The sequence below is a fragment of the Bacteroides oleiciplenus YIT 12058 genome, from assembly GCF_000315485.1.
GTDB lineage: Bacteria > Bacteroidota > Bacteroidia > Bacteroidales > Bacteroidaceae > Bacteroides > Bacteroides oleiciplenus.
In genome coordinates this window covers 603,574-618,033 of sequence record NZ_JH992940.1, presented here as the reverse complement: position 1 = coordinate 618,033, position 14,460 = coordinate 603,574, and the positions used below count along the sequence as shown (strand labels likewise).

General features: G+C 43.2%; 15 protein-coding genes and 1 pseudogene. 10 read left to right on the top strand and 6 right to left on the bottom strand.

What is annotated here, in order from left to right:
- Nucleotides 1-7 precede the first annotated feature (7 nt).
- Nucleotides 8-343: a DNA-directed RNA polymerase subunit omega gene (locus HMPREF9447_RS02465; protein WP_009127753.1), complete on the top strand. Its 336-nt coding sequence runs from the start codon at nt 8-10 to the stop codon at nt 341-343.
- Nucleotides 344-420: 77 nt separating this feature from the next.
- Complete coding sequence (locus HMPREF9447_RS02460; protein WP_009127752.1) at nt 421-888, top strand: DUF4293 domain-containing protein; 468 nt, start codon at nt 421-423, stop codon at nt 886-888.
- Nucleotides 889-975: 87 nt separating this feature from the next.
- Here the strand turns inward: HMPREF9447_RS02460 and HMPREF9447_RS02455 are convergent, their stop codons facing one another.
- Both HMPREF9447_RS02455 and HMPREF9447_RS02450 read right to left on the bottom strand, forming a co-directional pair.
- Nucleotides 976-1,662 (bottom strand): porin family protein, encoded by a 687-nt coding sequence (locus HMPREF9447_RS02455; protein ID WP_009127751.1) that lies wholly within the window; start codon nt 1,660-1,662, stop codon nt 976-978.
- Nucleotides 1,663-1,689: 27 nt separating this feature from the next.
- On the bottom strand, nt 1,690-3,468 hold the full coding sequence (locus HMPREF9447_RS02450) for a muramidase family protein (RefSeq protein ID WP_009127750.1): 1,779 nt from the start codon (nt 3,466-3,468) through the stop codon (nt 1,690-1,692).
- Between the two features lie 98 nt (nt 3,469-3,566).
- Here HMPREF9447_RS02450 and HMPREF9447_RS02445 point away from each other — a divergent pair, with 98 nt between their 5' ends.
- The 4 genes from HMPREF9447_RS02445 to HMPREF9447_RS02430 all read left to right on the top strand — a co-directional run bounded on the left by HMPREF9447_RS02445 (nt 3,567) and on the right by HMPREF9447_RS02430 (nt 9,329).
- Nucleotides 3,567-4,361, top strand: coding sequence for a gliding motility-associated C-terminal domain-containing protein (locus HMPREF9447_RS02445; RefSeq protein ID WP_009127749.1), 795 nt, complete (start codon nt 3,567-3,569; stop codon nt 4,359-4,361).
- A complete protein-coding gene (gene uvrA, locus HMPREF9447_RS02440) occupies nt 4,362-7,190 on the top strand; it encodes an excinuclease ABC subunit UvrA (RefSeq protein WP_009127748.1) in 2,829 nt (942 codons plus the stop codon).
- A 3-nt stretch (nt 7,191-7,193) separates the two neighbouring features.
- Nucleotides 7,194-7,673 carry a Cys-tRNA(Pro) deacylase gene (ybaK, locus tag HMPREF9447_RS02435; RefSeq protein WP_009127747.1) on the top strand — a complete coding sequence of 160 codons (480 nt, stop codon included), beginning with the start codon at nt 7,194-7,196 and terminating at the stop codon, nt 7,671-7,673.
- Nucleotides 7,674-7,766: 93 nt separating this feature from the next.
- A complete protein-coding gene (locus HMPREF9447_RS02430) occupies nt 7,767-9,329 on the top strand; it encodes a peptide MFS transporter (protein WP_009127746.1) in 1,563 nt (520 codons plus the stop codon).
- Nucleotides 9,330-9,395: 66 nt separating this feature from the next.
- On the opposite strand, the gene HMPREF9447_RS02425 is transcribed toward HMPREF9447_RS02430, so the two are convergent.
- Nucleotides 9,396-9,896, bottom strand: a complete 501-nt coding sequence (locus tag HMPREF9447_RS02425; protein WP_009127745.1) for a GNAT family N-acetyltransferase — start codon at nt 9,894-9,896, stop codon at nt 9,396-9,398.
- 259 nt (nt 9,897-10,155) lie between these two features.
- On the opposite strand from HMPREF9447_RS02425, the gene HMPREF9447_RS02420 reads away from it, so the two are divergent.
- From HMPREF9447_RS02420 to HMPREF9447_RS02410, 3 genes are read left to right on the top strand one after another with little or no spacing between them, the layout of a single operon-like run.
- Nucleotides 10,156-10,482, top strand: a complete 327-nt coding sequence (locus HMPREF9447_RS02420; RefSeq protein ID WP_007218263.1) for a PadR family transcriptional regulator — start codon at nt 10,156-10,158, stop codon at nt 10,480-10,482.
- 51 nt (nt 10,483-10,533) lie between these two features.
- Nucleotides 10,534-11,640 (top strand): PspC domain-containing protein, encoded by a 1,107-nt coding sequence (locus HMPREF9447_RS02415; RefSeq protein WP_009127742.1) that lies wholly within the window; start codon nt 10,534-10,536, stop codon nt 11,638-11,640.
- A 26-nt stretch (nt 11,641-11,666) separates the two neighbouring features.
- On the top strand, nt 11,667-12,734 hold the full coding sequence (locus HMPREF9447_RS02410; RefSeq protein WP_009127741.1) for an acyltransferase family protein: 1,068 nt from the start codon (nt 11,667-11,669) through the stop codon (nt 12,732-12,734).
- Between the two features lie 64 nt (nt 12,735-12,798).
- Here HMPREF9447_RS02410 and HMPREF9447_RS28300 read toward each other — a convergent pair whose 3' ends face one another.
- Both HMPREF9447_RS28300 and HMPREF9447_RS02405 read right to left on the bottom strand, forming a co-directional pair.
- The gene (locus tag HMPREF9447_RS28300; protein ID WP_009127739.1) at nt 12,799-12,894 is read right to left on the bottom strand and encodes a smalltalk protein; all 96 of its coding nucleotides are present in this window, start codon (nt 12,892-12,894) and stop codon (nt 12,799-12,801) included.
- A gap of 56 nt (nt 12,895-12,950) precedes the next feature.
- Nucleotides 12,951-13,451, bottom strand: coding sequence for an HU family DNA-binding protein (locus tag HMPREF9447_RS02405; protein WP_009127737.1), 501 nt, complete (start codon nt 13,449-13,451; stop codon nt 12,951-12,953).
- Between the two features lie 243 nt (nt 13,452-13,694).
- On the opposite strand from HMPREF9447_RS02405, the gene HMPREF9447_RS02400 reads away from it, so the two are divergent.
- Entirely contained in the window at nt 13,695-13,931 is a 237-nt protein-coding gene (locus HMPREF9447_RS02400; protein ID WP_009127735.1) for a DUF4248 domain-containing protein, read from the top strand.
- 113 nt (nt 13,932-14,044) lie between these two features.
- Here HMPREF9447_RS02400 and HMPREF9447_RS02395 read toward each other — a convergent pair.
- Nucleotides 14,045-14,460: pseudogene (locus HMPREF9447_RS02395) on the bottom strand (VapE domain-containing protein); the annotation flags it as partial.

Sequence of the window (14,460 nt, the reverse complement as noted above, 5' to 3'; positions counted from 1 at the left end):
GATACTTATGGATTACAAGAAAACAAATGCTCCTGGCAGTACAGTTACACGTGACATGATGGAGTTGTGTGCGGATACCGGTAATGTATATGAAACCGTATCTATCATCGGTAAGCGTGCAAACCAGATCAGTGTGGAAATCAAGAATGACCTTTCAAAGAAATTGGCAGAGTTTGCTTCCTATAATGATAACTTGGAAGAAGTATTCGAGAACCGGGAGCAGATTGAAATTTCACGCTATTATGAGAAATTGCCGAAACCGACGTTGATTGCAACACAAGAATACGTTGAGGGTAAGATTTACTATCGTAACCCGGCAAAAGAGAAAGAGAAATTACAGTAAATGAAATTACTATAAAGGTGTGCCCGAGTGAGATTTACTCAGGCACACCTTTGTTGTTTTAACAAAGAAAAGAGGATATGATACAACGAATTCAATCTGTTTATTTATTGATTGTGACAGGTTTGCTGATAGCTGCCATGTGCTTGCCTGTAGGGCAGTTTATAGCTGCGGACGGAGTTACTGAATATGTTTTCAAACCGTTGGGCGTGACACTGGTGAATAATGCTTTTCAATCTACGTGGGGATTGTTTGGAATACTATTTTTAAGTACCGTCGTGGCATTCTGTACTATTTTTCTGTTTCGTAACCGAATGTTGCAGGTGCGTATGACAATATTCAACAGTATTCTTTTGATAGGATACTATGCGGCATTTTTCGTGTTTATGTTTATGCTGAAAGATGATTTGGATGCAATGTCTTTCCAGTTGGGTTGGGCGCTTTGTCTTCCGGCTGTCTCTATAATATTGAATTATTTGTCTTTTCGGGCTATTTATCGTGACGAGGTGATGGTGAAAGCTGCGGACAGCTTTCGGTTGAGAAAATAAAAGAGATACATATAAAGAAAGCGTCCCGGAACTTTTTCATAGAAGTTCCGGGACGCTTTCTTTATATGTATGTGAATTTCTTTAAGATTACTTCTTGAGGTCAAACAGATAAGTCATTTTCACTACTATGGCACCATGTGCCGAACGGGAGAAATAGTCTTTCTTGGTGCTCTTATAAAAGTCGGATAAAGCGTAGTAGTATCTGCCCTCTACAAGGAAATTTCCGGCTTTGGTGCGTAATTCTAATCCTGCCCCCCCTGTGATACCGTAGTCGAATTTGTTTTCTACATTTTTATCATGTTGCTCAGTAGTGGCATTGGTAACACTTTCCCATGCATCATTTTTTGTTCGTGTATCACTGAGAAAGAATCCTATTTGCGGGCCTGCATGGATGAAAAACTGCACTCCCCGGTCTCTGCCAAATGCCAGATGCGCTAAGAGAGGTATTTCTACATAATTCATCTTGCGTGTATATTGCAAATCGGGGAAATCTTCATAAAATTCATCCCAACCATGCTGAGAGAAGTTCAACTCAACTTGTGCGCCGCAAATCATACTGAAATATTTCTCCGAAATATAGCGCGCCGTCAGACCACCATTAATACCCATCAGGTTTTTCTGCCGGACGGTAGGAGAAAAGCTGACGCTATTGAGATTGATACCGCCATTGAATCCTACTGCAAAGTTCTGGCGTTGCTCGCCTATTTGCGCACGACCGGGCAATACCCATACAGTAAGTAGCAGGGCGGCTCCTATGATGTTTTTTATCTTCATTGTTTTCGGGTTTAAAAACTTCTGTTATCAATCATAATCCAACTTTATCAACTCGTAGTTCTTGGTGAAGCGCACAAAGAATACCTTCTTGTTGATGAGCCCCCCCCAATTGTTTACGCGTTGGAATTTGAATCCGGTTTGGATAGGCGTCAGATCCATACGTTGCATATTCTTCTCCAACTCGGAGCCATAGCGTGACAGGCCTTTGAGAAAGAAATAACCTGTATCGAAGCCCAGCATTCCGAATTTCGGATAACGTTCTTCCATATCCTTGCCATACCATCTGCGATAACTCTTAGTGAAATTAATAGCTGCTGGCAACAGGTTGTTGGTGTAGAATGATGAATAGAAATAGGTATCTAATTCAAAAAATGCTTCCAAATGATCTTTAGTGTAAGTCTGCCATTCCGGATAACCGAACAAATGGATGTTGCTTTCCGGATTATCGCGAACCAACAAAGTCAGTTGGGGAAGTATCTTTATCAAGGTTACATTGCTTCCTGATGTAGGAATGAATATGTTTTCCCGGTCGGCACGCAGCACTGTTTTCAGAGACTCCACCGTTGCGTCTTCTTTCAAAGATTTCATAGGGATAGAACGGTTTTTCAGTTCATCTTTCAGTCCTTTGATGAATTCTACTTTATCCTTTGTACCTGTGCTGGCTTCTATGAAGATGACGTTGGCATTCGGGAATTGGCGGACAAAGTGGTCATACACTTCGGAGTAAAGGTATGACTGAGGAGTATTAATCTGATAAATAGCCGGATTACGGAATACGCTGTTGTCCTTTGATGTGAACGGTATCACCAGGCGGATATCATTCTTCTGGGCAAAATCTGCCAAAGGTTTGATATGCTGTTGATGTAGCGGACCGAAAATAATATCCATATCTTTCATTTCCTTTTTGGAGAGGATGCTATTCAGGGAAGTACTTTCAGAACCGGAATTATAAGTGTATAAATCAACGGAAACTCCGCTACGCTTCAAGCTATCTACAGCCATGAGGAAACCTTCGTAATATTCCACCATACGTGCCGCATCGTTCTTGGATACATCCAGGAAAGGCAGGATAATAGCAGCTTTGATTGTACTGAAACGCTCTGTAACCTTCTGATTTTCGCTGAACAGTTCGCTGTTGCTGGGAGCTACCTGTGGTTGAGTAGCGGTTGCCACTTGTGCGGTAGGGAAGGGAATACAAAGGAATGTGCCTTTCTTTATATTGTTTTCACCTTTAAGTTCGGGGTTGGCGGCTATTAGTTCAGCTTCTGAAATTCCATATTCGCGGCTGATACTGTATACTGTTTCTTTTCGTTTCACTTTGTGCATCTCTTTGCAACGGGATTCCACAGGCCCTTGGATGGGAGGAATAACGGACTCTGTAACTGTTTCCGTAGTAACTACACCAGCCTCGCTGGCAGAAGGAATGCGTATCACCTGACCGATGCGGAAGTTCTCTGCGCTAAGTCCGGGGTTGGCATCGCAAATCGCCTTGGCCGATACACCGTATTTGATGGTTAGCCGATAGAGGGTTTCGCCTTGCGCTATGGTATGGAAAGTTTCCGTCTGAGTATTGGCGGCTGTACGTGGAATGCGAAGTGTACGTCCCACGAAGATTTTTTCGTCGCTTCCTGGATTCAACTTTACAATGTCCGACTGTGCGACACCATACATACTGGATATAGAATAAAGGCTTTGCCCTTTTTCAATGGTATGCAGAAAATATGACTGATTCTCTTGTGCAAATGCGCCCAGACTGCATGCACCGGCAAGCAGTAAGGAGCAGAAAATCCGGTTAATCGTTCTCATTCGATATCGTTGGTTTATGTTTACAATTTCCCAAAGTAGCTGCAAAGGTAAGAATTTTGCCTAAAATTAACGAACGGAATGAGTTAAGAAATAATATTGTGCATTTTAAAACTGAAAAATCTTGTGTATGCGCTGATATTCGCTTGGAAACCGTTATTTTTGCAGGTATTATGCGATGCGGATTGTTTTTATATATCGGTTGTGTGGCGATGCTGCTGCTCGGATATTTACCGGTGTGGGCTGGCGGGGGAAAGACGGTATTGTTGGATATGTCTCCCGTAGCAATCTTGCTTTCTGAAAATGGGGCGATGCCCGAGGAAAGCGTTTCCGTTTATCCGGGTGATATGTACACCGGTGCCGCTCCTCTTGAGTTCCGTTTTCTGTGGAGAGAATCTGCGGATACCGGAGATTCATCGGATGAAACCGTAGATTATCGTTATGAATGGAATTTCTCCCGTGATGCAGCTTTCAACGATATTTTCCTGACACGTTTCGATGCTGAGACTATCTATAGTTTCCAGGAGTCCGGCGTGTTCTATGTTCGTCTGATTACAACAAATACCGAGACGGGGAAAACTGATTCTTCCGATGCTTTCATAATCCGCATTGCTGAATCGGAGCTCAAAGTGCCGAATGCTTTCTCTCCCAATGGAGACGGAGTAAATGATGTGTTTCGCGTAAAGCATAAATCGCTGGTCCGCTTCAACGCATATGTCTTCAACCGTTGGGGGCAAGAACTTTATCGCTGGGGTTTGCAAAACATAGACGCCGGATGGGATGGAACGGCTCATGGGAAAAATGTTCCTGAGGGCGTCTATTTCATAGTAGTGGAAGCGGAAGGAGCGGATGGAGTTAATTATAAGATTAAAAGTGATATTAATATATTAAGATAAATGACAGAAGAAACAGAATACATCAATGTATATGGTGCGCGCGTGCACAATCTGAAAAATATCGATGCTGAAATTCCCCGTAACAGTCTTACTGTGATTACGGGGCTGAGTGGAAGCGGCAAGTCATCCTTGGCGTTCGACACGCTTTTTGCTGAGGGACAGCGTCGCTATATCGAAACTTTTTCTGCGTACGCCCGCAATTTCCTGGGAAATTTGGAGCGTCCTGATGTTGATAAGATTACAGGATTGAGTCCGGTTATTTCCATTGAGCAAAAGACGACGAATAAGAATCCCCGTTCTACAGTAGGTACGACGACGGAAATTTACGACTATTTACGTCTGCTTTATGCCCGTGCCGGTGTGGCATACTCTTATCTTTCGGGTGAAAAAATGGTGAAATACACCGAAGAGCAAATTCTCGATCTTATTCTGAAAGATTATAAAGGCAAGAAGATTTATATTCTTGCTCCGTTGGTGCGTACCCGTAAAGGACACTATAAGGAGTTGTTTGAACAAGTTCGGAAGAAAGGGTATCTTTATGTTCGTGTAGACGGCGAGGTGCGCGAGGCACTGCCCGGTATGAAACTGGACCGTTATAAGAATCATGACATCGAAGTTGTTATCGATAAACTGGTTGTGACGGATAAGGATGATGTCCGCCTGAAAAACAGTGTGGCTACTGCTATGCTTCAAGGAGATGGCCTGCTGATGATACTCGATTTGCAATCTGAAAGTGTACGTCATTACAGTAAACGGTTGATGTGTCCCGTCACCGGATTATCCTATCGTGAACCGGCGCCTCACAACTTCTCATTCAATTCTCCGCAAGGTGCGTGCCCCAAGTGTAAGGGTTTGGGAGTTGTCAATCAGATTGATGTGGAGAAAGTCATCCCCGACCGGGAACTTTCCATCTATGAAGGTGCTGTTATTCCGTTAGGGAAATATAAAAATAGTATGATCTTCTGGCAGATAGCCGCTTTACTGGAAAAATATGAGGCTACGTTGAAAACTTCTGTTAAGGAACTGCCGGATGAAGCTATTGATGAAATCCTTTATGGTTCGGATGAACGCATCAAAATTAAGAGTTCCCTTATCGGAACTTCATCCGATTACTTTGTTACATTTGAAGGTGTGGTGAAATACATTCAGATGTTGCAGGAGAAAGATGCTTCCGCCACAGCGCAGAAGTGGGCGGAGCAGTTTGCTAAAACTGCGGTTTGTCCGGAATGTAAGGGAGCAAGGCTAAATAAGGAAGCTTTGCATTTCCGTATCCATGATAAGAATATTTACGAACTATCCTGCATGGACATCAATGAACTTTATGATTGGTTGATGACTGTGGATGAACATCTTGATAGTAAACAACAGCAGATTGCTGCTGAGATACTTAAAGAAATCCGTACCCGCCTGAAATTCCTTTTGGATGTCGGATTGGACTATCTGGCTCTCGACCGTGGCTCTGTAACCCTTTCCGGTGGTGAGAGCCAGCGTATCCGCCTGGCTACGCAAATCGGTTCGCAACTAGTGAATGTGCTCTACATTCTCGATGAGCCGAGTATCGGTTTGCACCAGCGGGATAACCAGCGGCTTATCCACTCTCTGAAAGAATTGAGAGACATAGGCAACTCCGTTATTGTTGTGGAGCATGACAAGGATATGATGATGGCAGCTGACTATGTGATAGATATGGGACCGAAAGCCGGTCGCCTGGGCGGTGAAGTCGTCTTCTCCGGAACTCCGAATGAGATGCTGAAAACACATACACTAACTTCGCAGTACCTCAATGGTGAGCGTGAGATTGAAATACCTGCCAAACGGCGTGAAGGTAATGGACATAGTCTGTGGCTTCGTGGTGCACGCGGAAATAATCTGAAAGGAGTGGATGTAGAGTTCCCTCTGGGCAAGCTGATTTGTGTGACTGGTGTATCTGGCAGTGGAAAATCTACGCTTATCAACGAGACGTTGCAGCCTATTCTTTCGCAGAAATTCTACCGTTCGCTTCAAGATCCTTTGGAATATGATAGTATCGAAGGACTGGAAAATATTGATAAAGTGGTGAATGTAGACCAGTCTCCATTGGGACGTACACCACGTTCCAACCCGGCAACATATACGGGAGTTTTCTCTGATATCCGTAACCTGTTTGTTGGATTGCCGGAAGCTAAGATACGCGGTTATAAACCGGGCCGTTTTTCTTTCAATGTCAGTGGCGGACGCTGTGAAGCCTGTCAGGGTAACGGTTACAAAACCATTGAAATGAACTTCCTGCCGGATGTGTATGTACCCTGTGAGGTATGTCATGGCAAACGCTATAACCGCGAAACATTGGAAGTGCGTTTCAAAGGAAAATCTATTGCCGATGTGCTGGATATGACTATCAACCGTGCCGTAGAATTCTTTGAAAATGTACCGCAAATTCTGAATAAGATTAAAGTGATACAGGAGGTCGGTTTGGGATATATCAAATTGGGACAATCTTCTACCACGCTTTCCGGTGGCGAAAGCCAACGCGTGAAGCTGGCGACCGAACTTTCCAAACGAGATACGGGCAAGACGCTTTATATCCTCGATGAACCCACTACCGGGCTTCACTTTGAAGATATCCGTGTACTGATGAATGTACTTAATAAATTAGTGGATAAAGGCAATACGGTTATTGTCATCGAGCATAATCTTGATGTCATCAAAATGGCGGATTACATCATAGATATGGGACCTGACGGTGGTAAGGGTGGGGGGCAACTCCTTAGCTTCGGTACACCGGAAGAAGTGGCGAAAAGCAAGAAAGGATATACTCCCAAATTCCTGAAAGAAGAATTGAAAGGATAAATTATGAAAATCAATAAAACGAATGCAGCGAGGCTTTTAGATAAAGCCAAAATCGCATACGAACTGATTCCCTATGAAGTGGACGAAAACGATTTAAGCGCCATTCATGTGGCGAACAGTTTGGGTGAGGATATCGAACAGGTATTCAAAACCCTTGTTCTGCATGGCGATAAGAACGGCTATTTCGTATGTGTCATTCCCGGTGAGCATGAAGTGGATTTAAAACTGGCGGCTAAAGCTTCCGGCAACAAGAAGTGCGACCTTATTCCGATGAAAGAATTGCTTCCCCTGACAGGATATATTCGTGGCGGATGTACGCCTATCGGCATGAAGAAGCCTTTCCCTACTTATATTCATGAGTCCTGCTTGAACTATCCATCTATTTATATAAGTGCCGGTCAACGTGGATTGCAGCTAAAACTTGATCCAAATGATTTAATTAAGGAGGTTCATGCTGAAGTTTGTGCTCTTTTTCATGACTAATTTTACTTTTTTACACGATATTTCAGCAAAATGTATATATTTGCATTTAATAAACAAAAATCAATCTAATTACTAATTTAAAAACTTATATCTATGTTCAAGAATCATCCTAAAGGTCTGCTGGCGGCTGCTATCTCCAATATGGGCGAACGGTTCGGCTACTACATCATGAACGCCGTGCTGGTATTGTTCCTCTGCTCCAAGTTTGGCCTGAGCGACGAAACCAGTTCCATTATTTATTCGGTCTTCTATTGCGGAATTTATGTACTAAGCCTGGTAGGCGGTATCATTGCCGATAAGACACAAAACTATAAAGGAACTATCATGTCGGGACTGATAGTGATGTCGTTGGGCTACGTCATTCTGTCAATTCCCGTCTTGTCCACAGCCGATAATATTGATTGGCTGCTTCCCCTGACTTGTGTTTCCCTGTTCTTTATTGCTTTCGGTAACGGACTTTTCAAAGGAAACCTGCAAGCTATTGTAGGTCAGATGTATGACAATTTGGAAAAAGAAGCTGAGAAAAAAGGACCCGAAGCGCTGAAATTGGCTAAGAGCCGTCGTGATTCAGGTTTTCAGATTTTCTATGTATTTATCAATATCGGTGGTCTGATTGCGCCTTTTGTTGCTCCTATGCTCAGAGAATGGTGGCTGAAAGTTCACAGCATGATGTACAACGCTGATCTACCTGCATTGTGCCATCAGTATATTAAGGAAGGTGCCAATATGGCTTCTGACAATCTCTCTAATCTGAATGAGCTGGTTGCCAAAGTGGGTGGTACGGTGACAAATGATTTGGCTCCGTTCTGTACTCAGTATCTTGATGTGTTTAATACAGGTATCCACTATTCATTCATAGCTTCGGTAGTGGCTATGCTTATTTCTCTCTTTATTTTTATTGCGTGCAGGAAAGTATTCCCTACACCGGGTAAGAAGGAAAAGCAAGAATCGGTTAGTTATACTGCTGAAGAGAAAGCCGCTATGGCAAAGGAGATAAAACAACGTCTGTATGCATTGTTTGCAGTGTTGGGTATCGTAATTTTCTTCTGGTTCTCGTTCCATCAGAACGGACAGTCGCTTTCACTCTTTGCCCGCGACTTCGTAGTAACCGATAGCATTGCGCCCGAAATCTGGCAAGCTGTGAATCCGTTCTTTGTAATCGTACTTACTCCGCTCATCATGCTCTTCTTTGGCTCGCTCGCCCGTCGTGGTCAGCAGATTTCCACCCCAAAGAAGATTGCTATCGGTATGGGTATTGCAGGACTTGCTTTCTTGTTCCTTACTATTTATTCAGCAATGCAAGGCTATCCTTCAGGTACTGAGTTCAAGGCGATGGCAGACTCTGCTAAAGCCGGACTGAAAGCTGGACCGTGGGTATTGATTGTGGTTTATTTCTTCTTGACTGTAGCCGAACTTTTCATTTCACCGCTTGGTCTTTCATTCGTTTCTAAGGTAGCTCCTAAGCATATTCAGGGCTTGTGTCAAGGCTTGTGGCTGGGTGCAACGGCGATAGGTAACCTCTTCTTGTTCCTGGGGCCTATGATGTATAATAAGATTCCTATCTGGCAGTGCTGGACTGTATTCTTTGTTATTTGCCTTGTCTCAATGGGCGTTATGTTTGCTATGGTGAAGTGGCTGGAAAGAGTAACGAAGTAAATTAAAAATTGAGAATTAAAAAATAAGGCTGCGCAGTTCAATATTGCGCAGCCTATTTTTTAATTCTCAATTTATCTCAATTCCCATTATATAGTCATTCATATAATATCCGTTTCCTATCGGAAAATCTCCCTCTCTCAGCTTCTTCATTCCCATGTGTTCATAAAATTTCAAAGCCTTGTTGTTACGGTTCACATTTAATTCCATCAGACAGGTGCCGGGATGTACTTCTTTGATGTATTTGACGGCTTCGCGGAATAGGAAACTGCCACAGTGCGCTCCCTGAAAAGAGGGGAGTACATATATCTTTTGCAGATGGAACAAGTCCTTACCTTGTTGCTGTACGGATACATAGCCGCATACCTCATTATCATGGTATGCTATAAAATAAACATGCCCTTCCTCTTCCATTTGCTTGCGGATATTTTCTATGGAATACATCCATTCCATCATGTATTCATTCTGCTCCGGAGAAAGAATTTCTTTATACGTCTCGGGGAATATCTGCCACGCAAGCTTATGAATCAGCTCGCAATCGGCTGTTGTTGCCTTTCTGATAGTTAACATAGTCATTGTATTTATATCTTTTTCCGCAAAGATACATTTTTCTCTTATACGTTATTCTCTCTCTTTATTTATTCTTTTCCTGTATTATTAATAAGGTGTAAAGGATATGGTGTGTTAATTAAATAAAATGTAGAGTACTATGTATTGCATAGTACTGATGTAATACATATATTTGTGTCATACAAAGAGATGCTCTATTTCAGTTAGTTGCTGTTTCTACTGTAAAATAGGAAATTGTCAAATCGTAAATCAATAAGAGATGGACGTAAATAATGTAAAGTCGCAAATGCGTAAGGGCATGTTAGAATATTGCATCATGCTGCTACTGCACAAGGAACCGGCCTACGCTTCTGATATAATTCAGAAACTAAAAGAAGCCAAGCTGATTGTGGTGGAAGGAACGCTTTACCCGTTGCTTACTCGTCTGAAGAATGACGATCTGCTAAGTTACGAATGGATAGAGTCTACACAAGGGCCACCTCGTAAGTACTATAAGCTCACGCCCAAAGGAGAAGTCTTTCTCGGAGAGTTGGAAGTCTCGTGGCGGGAGCTGAATGAAACAGTCAATCATATAGCCAATTACTAGGCTCAACATTTGAATTACCTCGTATCAGTATAATTTAAAAAACGAATAGCAATGAAAAAGACATTAATAGTAAATTTGGGCGGAACTGTTTTCCACATTGATGAAGACGCCTACCGCCTTTTGGATAACTATCTTTCCAATTTGAAGTTGCACTTCAGAAGACAAGCAGGTGCCGATGAGATTGTGAATGATATCGAACTCCGTATCTCTGAACTCTTTTCCGAGAAACTGATAGCAGGTTCTCAGGTTATCACTATAGCCGATGTGGAAGAAGTGATTGTACGTATGGGCAAACCGGAGGAGATGGAAACCGGTACGGAAGAGGAAAAAGCGTCTGCCGGAACTTCCGGTGCAGGTTATGGTGCCGGTTCATGGAATAGCGATAGCGGTTCCTCTTATACCACTACCCGTCGCCGTCTCTACCGCAATCCTGATGATAGAATGCTGGGTGGTGTAATCGGTGGTCTCAGTGTCTATCTGGGATGGGATACTACTTGGTTTCGTCTGATTTTCATCTTCTGTGCCATTTTTGGTTTCAAGTTATTGATTCCTCTTTATATCATTTGCTGGATTGTGATTCCAGAGGCTCGCACGGCTGCTGAAAAACTGAATATGCGCGGTGAAGCCGTCACAGTGGAGAATATCGGAAAGACTGTGACTGACGGTTTTGAGAGAGTGGCGAATAACGTGAACGATTATGTGAAGTCTGATAAGCCTCGCACTTCTATGCAACGAACAGGAGATACGCTGTTGATGGTTGTCGGCTGGTTCCTGAAGATTTGCCTGGTGATCTTTGCAATTGTTTGCAGTCCGGTGCTGTTTGTGTTCGGTATCGTGTTTGTGGCTTTGCTTTTTGCAGCGATTGTAGTTGCCATCAGTGGGGGTGCAGCATTGATTTCCTTATTCCCCGCTATTGATTTTGTATTGCCCACCTCTCCCTTGTCGGCCATTGTGATGTATATTGCAGGTATCCTCGTGGTAGGCATTCCTTTGGTAAGCATAATATTCGCTATTTTCCGTCCGGTATTCAATTGGCAGCCGATGGTTTCCGGTCTGAAATGGACTTTATTTATTCTGTGGATTGTCAGCGCAACAATCTTTTTTATTTGCTTCACAATGCAAGGATTTACATTCCCGGAATTGCTGATGCGAGGGTAACTTATTAACCATAAATTATATATACCATGAGCCGGACACGTTTTTATTACCTCGATTTATTGCGCGTTTTCCTGACTATGCTGGTGTTTTATCATCATTCTGCCGTCGCTTTCGGTGCTTCAGGTGGTTGGTATTACATTGCACAGGAAACAACTACCGGACTGACTCAAGGATTGCTTTCGGCATCTATGGGTATTGACCAGTCTTATTTTATGAGTCTTTTCTTTTTCATTTCTGCCTATCTGATGCCCTTTTCTTTCGACCGCAAAGGAATGAAATCTTTTATATACGACCGTCTTAACCGCTTGGGCATTCCTCTCTTGATTTATAGTTTCCTGATTAATCCTCTTTTGGTGTATTGGATATATGGCGGATGGGGGCGACCGGGCTTTGGACCCATGTGGTTTGTATGTACGCTGTTGATTTTTGAACTGAGTTATGCTGTGTATCGTCATTTCAGTGCAAAGCGATTAATGTTGAATTGGAAACGCCCTACGGTGGCAGGTATTCTTATATTTATGGTGATAACCGGTGTGTCTGCATTTCTTATTCGGCTTTATGTCCCTGTAGGAAGTGAGGTGTTGGGGTTGCAACTGGGCTTTTTCCCCTTATATGTAGGTATGTATTTGCTGGGGATTATAGCACATCGCAATCATTGGTTAGATAAAATTCGTGTGAAGAATGCACTTCCCTGGTTTCTGATTGCTATTGTTGTCGGGATTCCTACTCTACTATATGTAATGAGCAGTTTCTCAGAGAAAATGAATCTGTTTTCCGGTGGCTGGAATTTGCAGGCTTTGTTCTATGCTCTTTGGGAGCCGGTCATGTGTGTGGGTATATGCTATTTTTTGTTGGCGTATGGGAAAGCCCATTGGAATAAACCGATTCCTTTGGTTCAGAGACTATCAACTGATAGCTATGCTGCTTATTTCATTCATCCTGTTATTGTGGTCGGTTGTATATTCGTTATGGAACTTTTACCGGTTTCTCCATTGATGCGATTGGCATTGGTTTGCGTGGTGGGCATCCCGTGTTGCTTCATTGTGGCAAGAGGAGTGCGAGTGGTGCTGGGAAAGGTAGGAGTGAAGATGTGACGCGTAATGTAGAGTTAAGCTAAAGAAGTTTCCTCTTCCCTAAGAGGAAACTTCTTTGACTTTTTTACACATTCATTGCATTAGCACTCAGTGCCCCTACAATAGCCGAAGCTACCGCAATTACTACTTTGAGTATTTTATCCCAGATTGATTTTTTCATGCTCTTTCATTTTTAATTCTTTCATTTTTAATTTCCAAAGCCAAAGGCTTTGGATTCTATCCCAGTGGGTCTTCTTCCAGTCCTCCCTCTCCTGAGCCACCTCCTCCCGAAGGCTTGTCTTCCCCTGAGCCCGGCTTGCCTTCCAGAGCCACTTTTATATCAAGGAATTCGATTCTCTCTCCGGCGCGTGTCGAAGTCAGATTGGGTTTTACACTGGTGGATGGGCGGAAGTTGATCCGTACGCTTTTGATATTCTTTGCCGTACATTCCTTCTCTGTCTCCACCCCTGCGGTGCGTGCCGAAAGGCTGAACACCCCGAAGTCCTGTATATTCACGGAATGTCCGTTATACAAAGCTGTCCTCATCGCTTCCACAAAATTCGTCAATACACTCTTGATGTCTCCCAACGACAACGAACTCTTCTCTTTCATCTCATACGCAATGCTTTCCAGGTTTGCGCTCTGCCCCATGGTCACCAGACGCGGGTAATACATCATCGGCGACTGCTTGTCCCTCAGGTCCTTTCTGTGAACCGTCTTTTTAAATGGTACTGCCATAGTTTTTTAATTATTAATTATTAAATTTTAAATATTAATTCTCCCTTCCTGCAGGTTGGTGATACAAAGATACGTTATCCGTATCTGTGGTTTTGTCGTACATTGTTGTCCTTGTGCTTGTATGATAAATATATGTATTCCAGATGATTATATTGTGACAGTCCTTTCTGTATATGGCTGTAAATTTGTACCTTTGAGTGGTAAAACAATTCCTATTTTATAATTCATAAATCATTCACTGACATGGAAAATCATTGTATCGAAGAACCCTTCGTCATTCGTTCCTACAGCAAGTCCGAACTTGCCCATTTGTATAATCCCGACATGCCCATTGTTCCCGCCATGCGCAAGATGCGTTACTGGATCAGCCGTAACCCTGACCTTCACAAGGCCATGTATCAGGCTGCTGAGTCTCCCGGCGACCATCGCTATACCCGCCGGCAGGTCCGCCTGATTGTGAATACGCTGGGGGAACCCTAATGACTGATACCCTCTTCTGAATTTGATTATAATGAAAATCCCGTATGATTGATACCATACGGGATTTTCATTATAATGCTATTTATCTTCCCTTTTCTACTCCTAAAAGAGCCTTAAAAAGGTAGTTGTCCTTCTTCCTCTTTTCCCCTTTCTTTTCCTTTTTCCTCCTTCTTTTCTTTGAACCCATTGTTTATTTCATCTTCCATCAGGTCCACCACTTCATACTCCGTGCTTCCCTGTTCGTTTCTTCTTGTCCGGAATCCATACTTTTCCAGGGACAGCACCAACGTCTGTGTCGTCTGCCTGTTCACCTGTATCTTCCCGTAGGTTGAAATCTTGCTGAGTATGGCTGCCGCCGGCATCCACTTCACATGCAGGTCTTCGGGTTCCGGCTTGCGGAAGTATACGAACAAGTCTTCCTCCACCGGGTCTTTCATGCGGTGCAGCTCATTGTGTCGGTTCAGCTCGTCTATTTCTCCGCCCTCATACCAATATTGGTATCCTTGCTGCAACAATGCGTAAGCCTGCG

What these genes read in the sequence shown, in the direction of transcription:
- ybaK (WP_009127747.1), top strand. Translation starts at nt 7,194, where the DNA reads ATGAAAATCAATAAAACGAATGCAGCGAGGCTTTTAGATAAAGCCAAA.
- HMPREF9447_RS02430 (WP_009127746.1), top strand. Translation starts at nt 7,767, where the DNA reads ATGTTCAAGAATCATCCTAAAGGTCTGCTGGCGGCTGCTATCTCCAAT.
- HMPREF9447_RS02465 (WP_009127753.1), top strand. Translation starts at nt 8, where the DNA reads ATGGATTACAAGAAAACAAATGCTCCTGGCAGTACAGTTACACGTGAC.
- HMPREF9447_RS02410 (WP_009127741.1), top strand. Translation starts at nt 11,667, where the DNA reads ATGAGCCGGACACGTTTTTATTACCTCGATTTATTGCGCGTTTTCCTG.
- HMPREF9447_RS02405 (WP_009127737.1), bottom strand. Translation starts at nt 13,451, where the DNA reads ATGGCAGTACCATTTAAAAAGACGGTTCACAGAAAGGACCTGAGGGAC.
- HMPREF9447_RS02450 (WP_009127750.1), bottom strand. Translation starts at nt 3,468, where the DNA reads ATGAGAACGATTAACCGGATTTTCTGCTCCTTACTGCTTGCCGGTGCA.
- HMPREF9447_RS02420 (WP_007218263.1), top strand. Translation starts at nt 10,156, where the DNA reads ATGGACGTAAATAATGTAAAGTCGCAAATGCGTAAGGGCATGTTAGAA.
- uvrA (WP_009127748.1), top strand. Translation starts at nt 4,362, where the DNA reads ATGACAGAAGAAACAGAATACATCAATGTATATGGTGCGCGCGTGCAC.
- HMPREF9447_RS28300 (WP_009127739.1), bottom strand. Translation starts at nt 12,894, where the DNA reads ATGAAAAAATCAATCTGGGATAAAATACTCAAAGTAGTAATTGCGGTA.
- HMPREF9447_RS02415 (WP_009127742.1), top strand. Translation starts at nt 10,534, where the DNA reads ATGAAAAAGACATTAATAGTAAATTTGGGCGGAACTGTTTTCCACATT.
- HMPREF9447_RS02400 (WP_009127735.1), top strand. Translation starts at nt 13,695, where the DNA reads ATGGAAAATCATTGTATCGAAGAACCCTTCGTCATTCGTTCCTACAGC.
- HMPREF9447_RS02425 (WP_009127745.1), bottom strand. Translation starts at nt 9,896, where the DNA reads ATGTTAACTATCAGAAAGGCAACAACAGCCGATTGCGAGCTGATTCAT.
- HMPREF9447_RS02455 (WP_009127751.1), bottom strand. Translation starts at nt 1,662, where the DNA reads ATGAAGATAAAAAACATCATAGGAGCCGCCCTGCTACTTACTGTATGG.
- HMPREF9447_RS02460 (WP_009127752.1), top strand. Translation starts at nt 421, where the DNA reads ATGATACAACGAATTCAATCTGTTTATTTATTGATTGTGACAGGTTTG.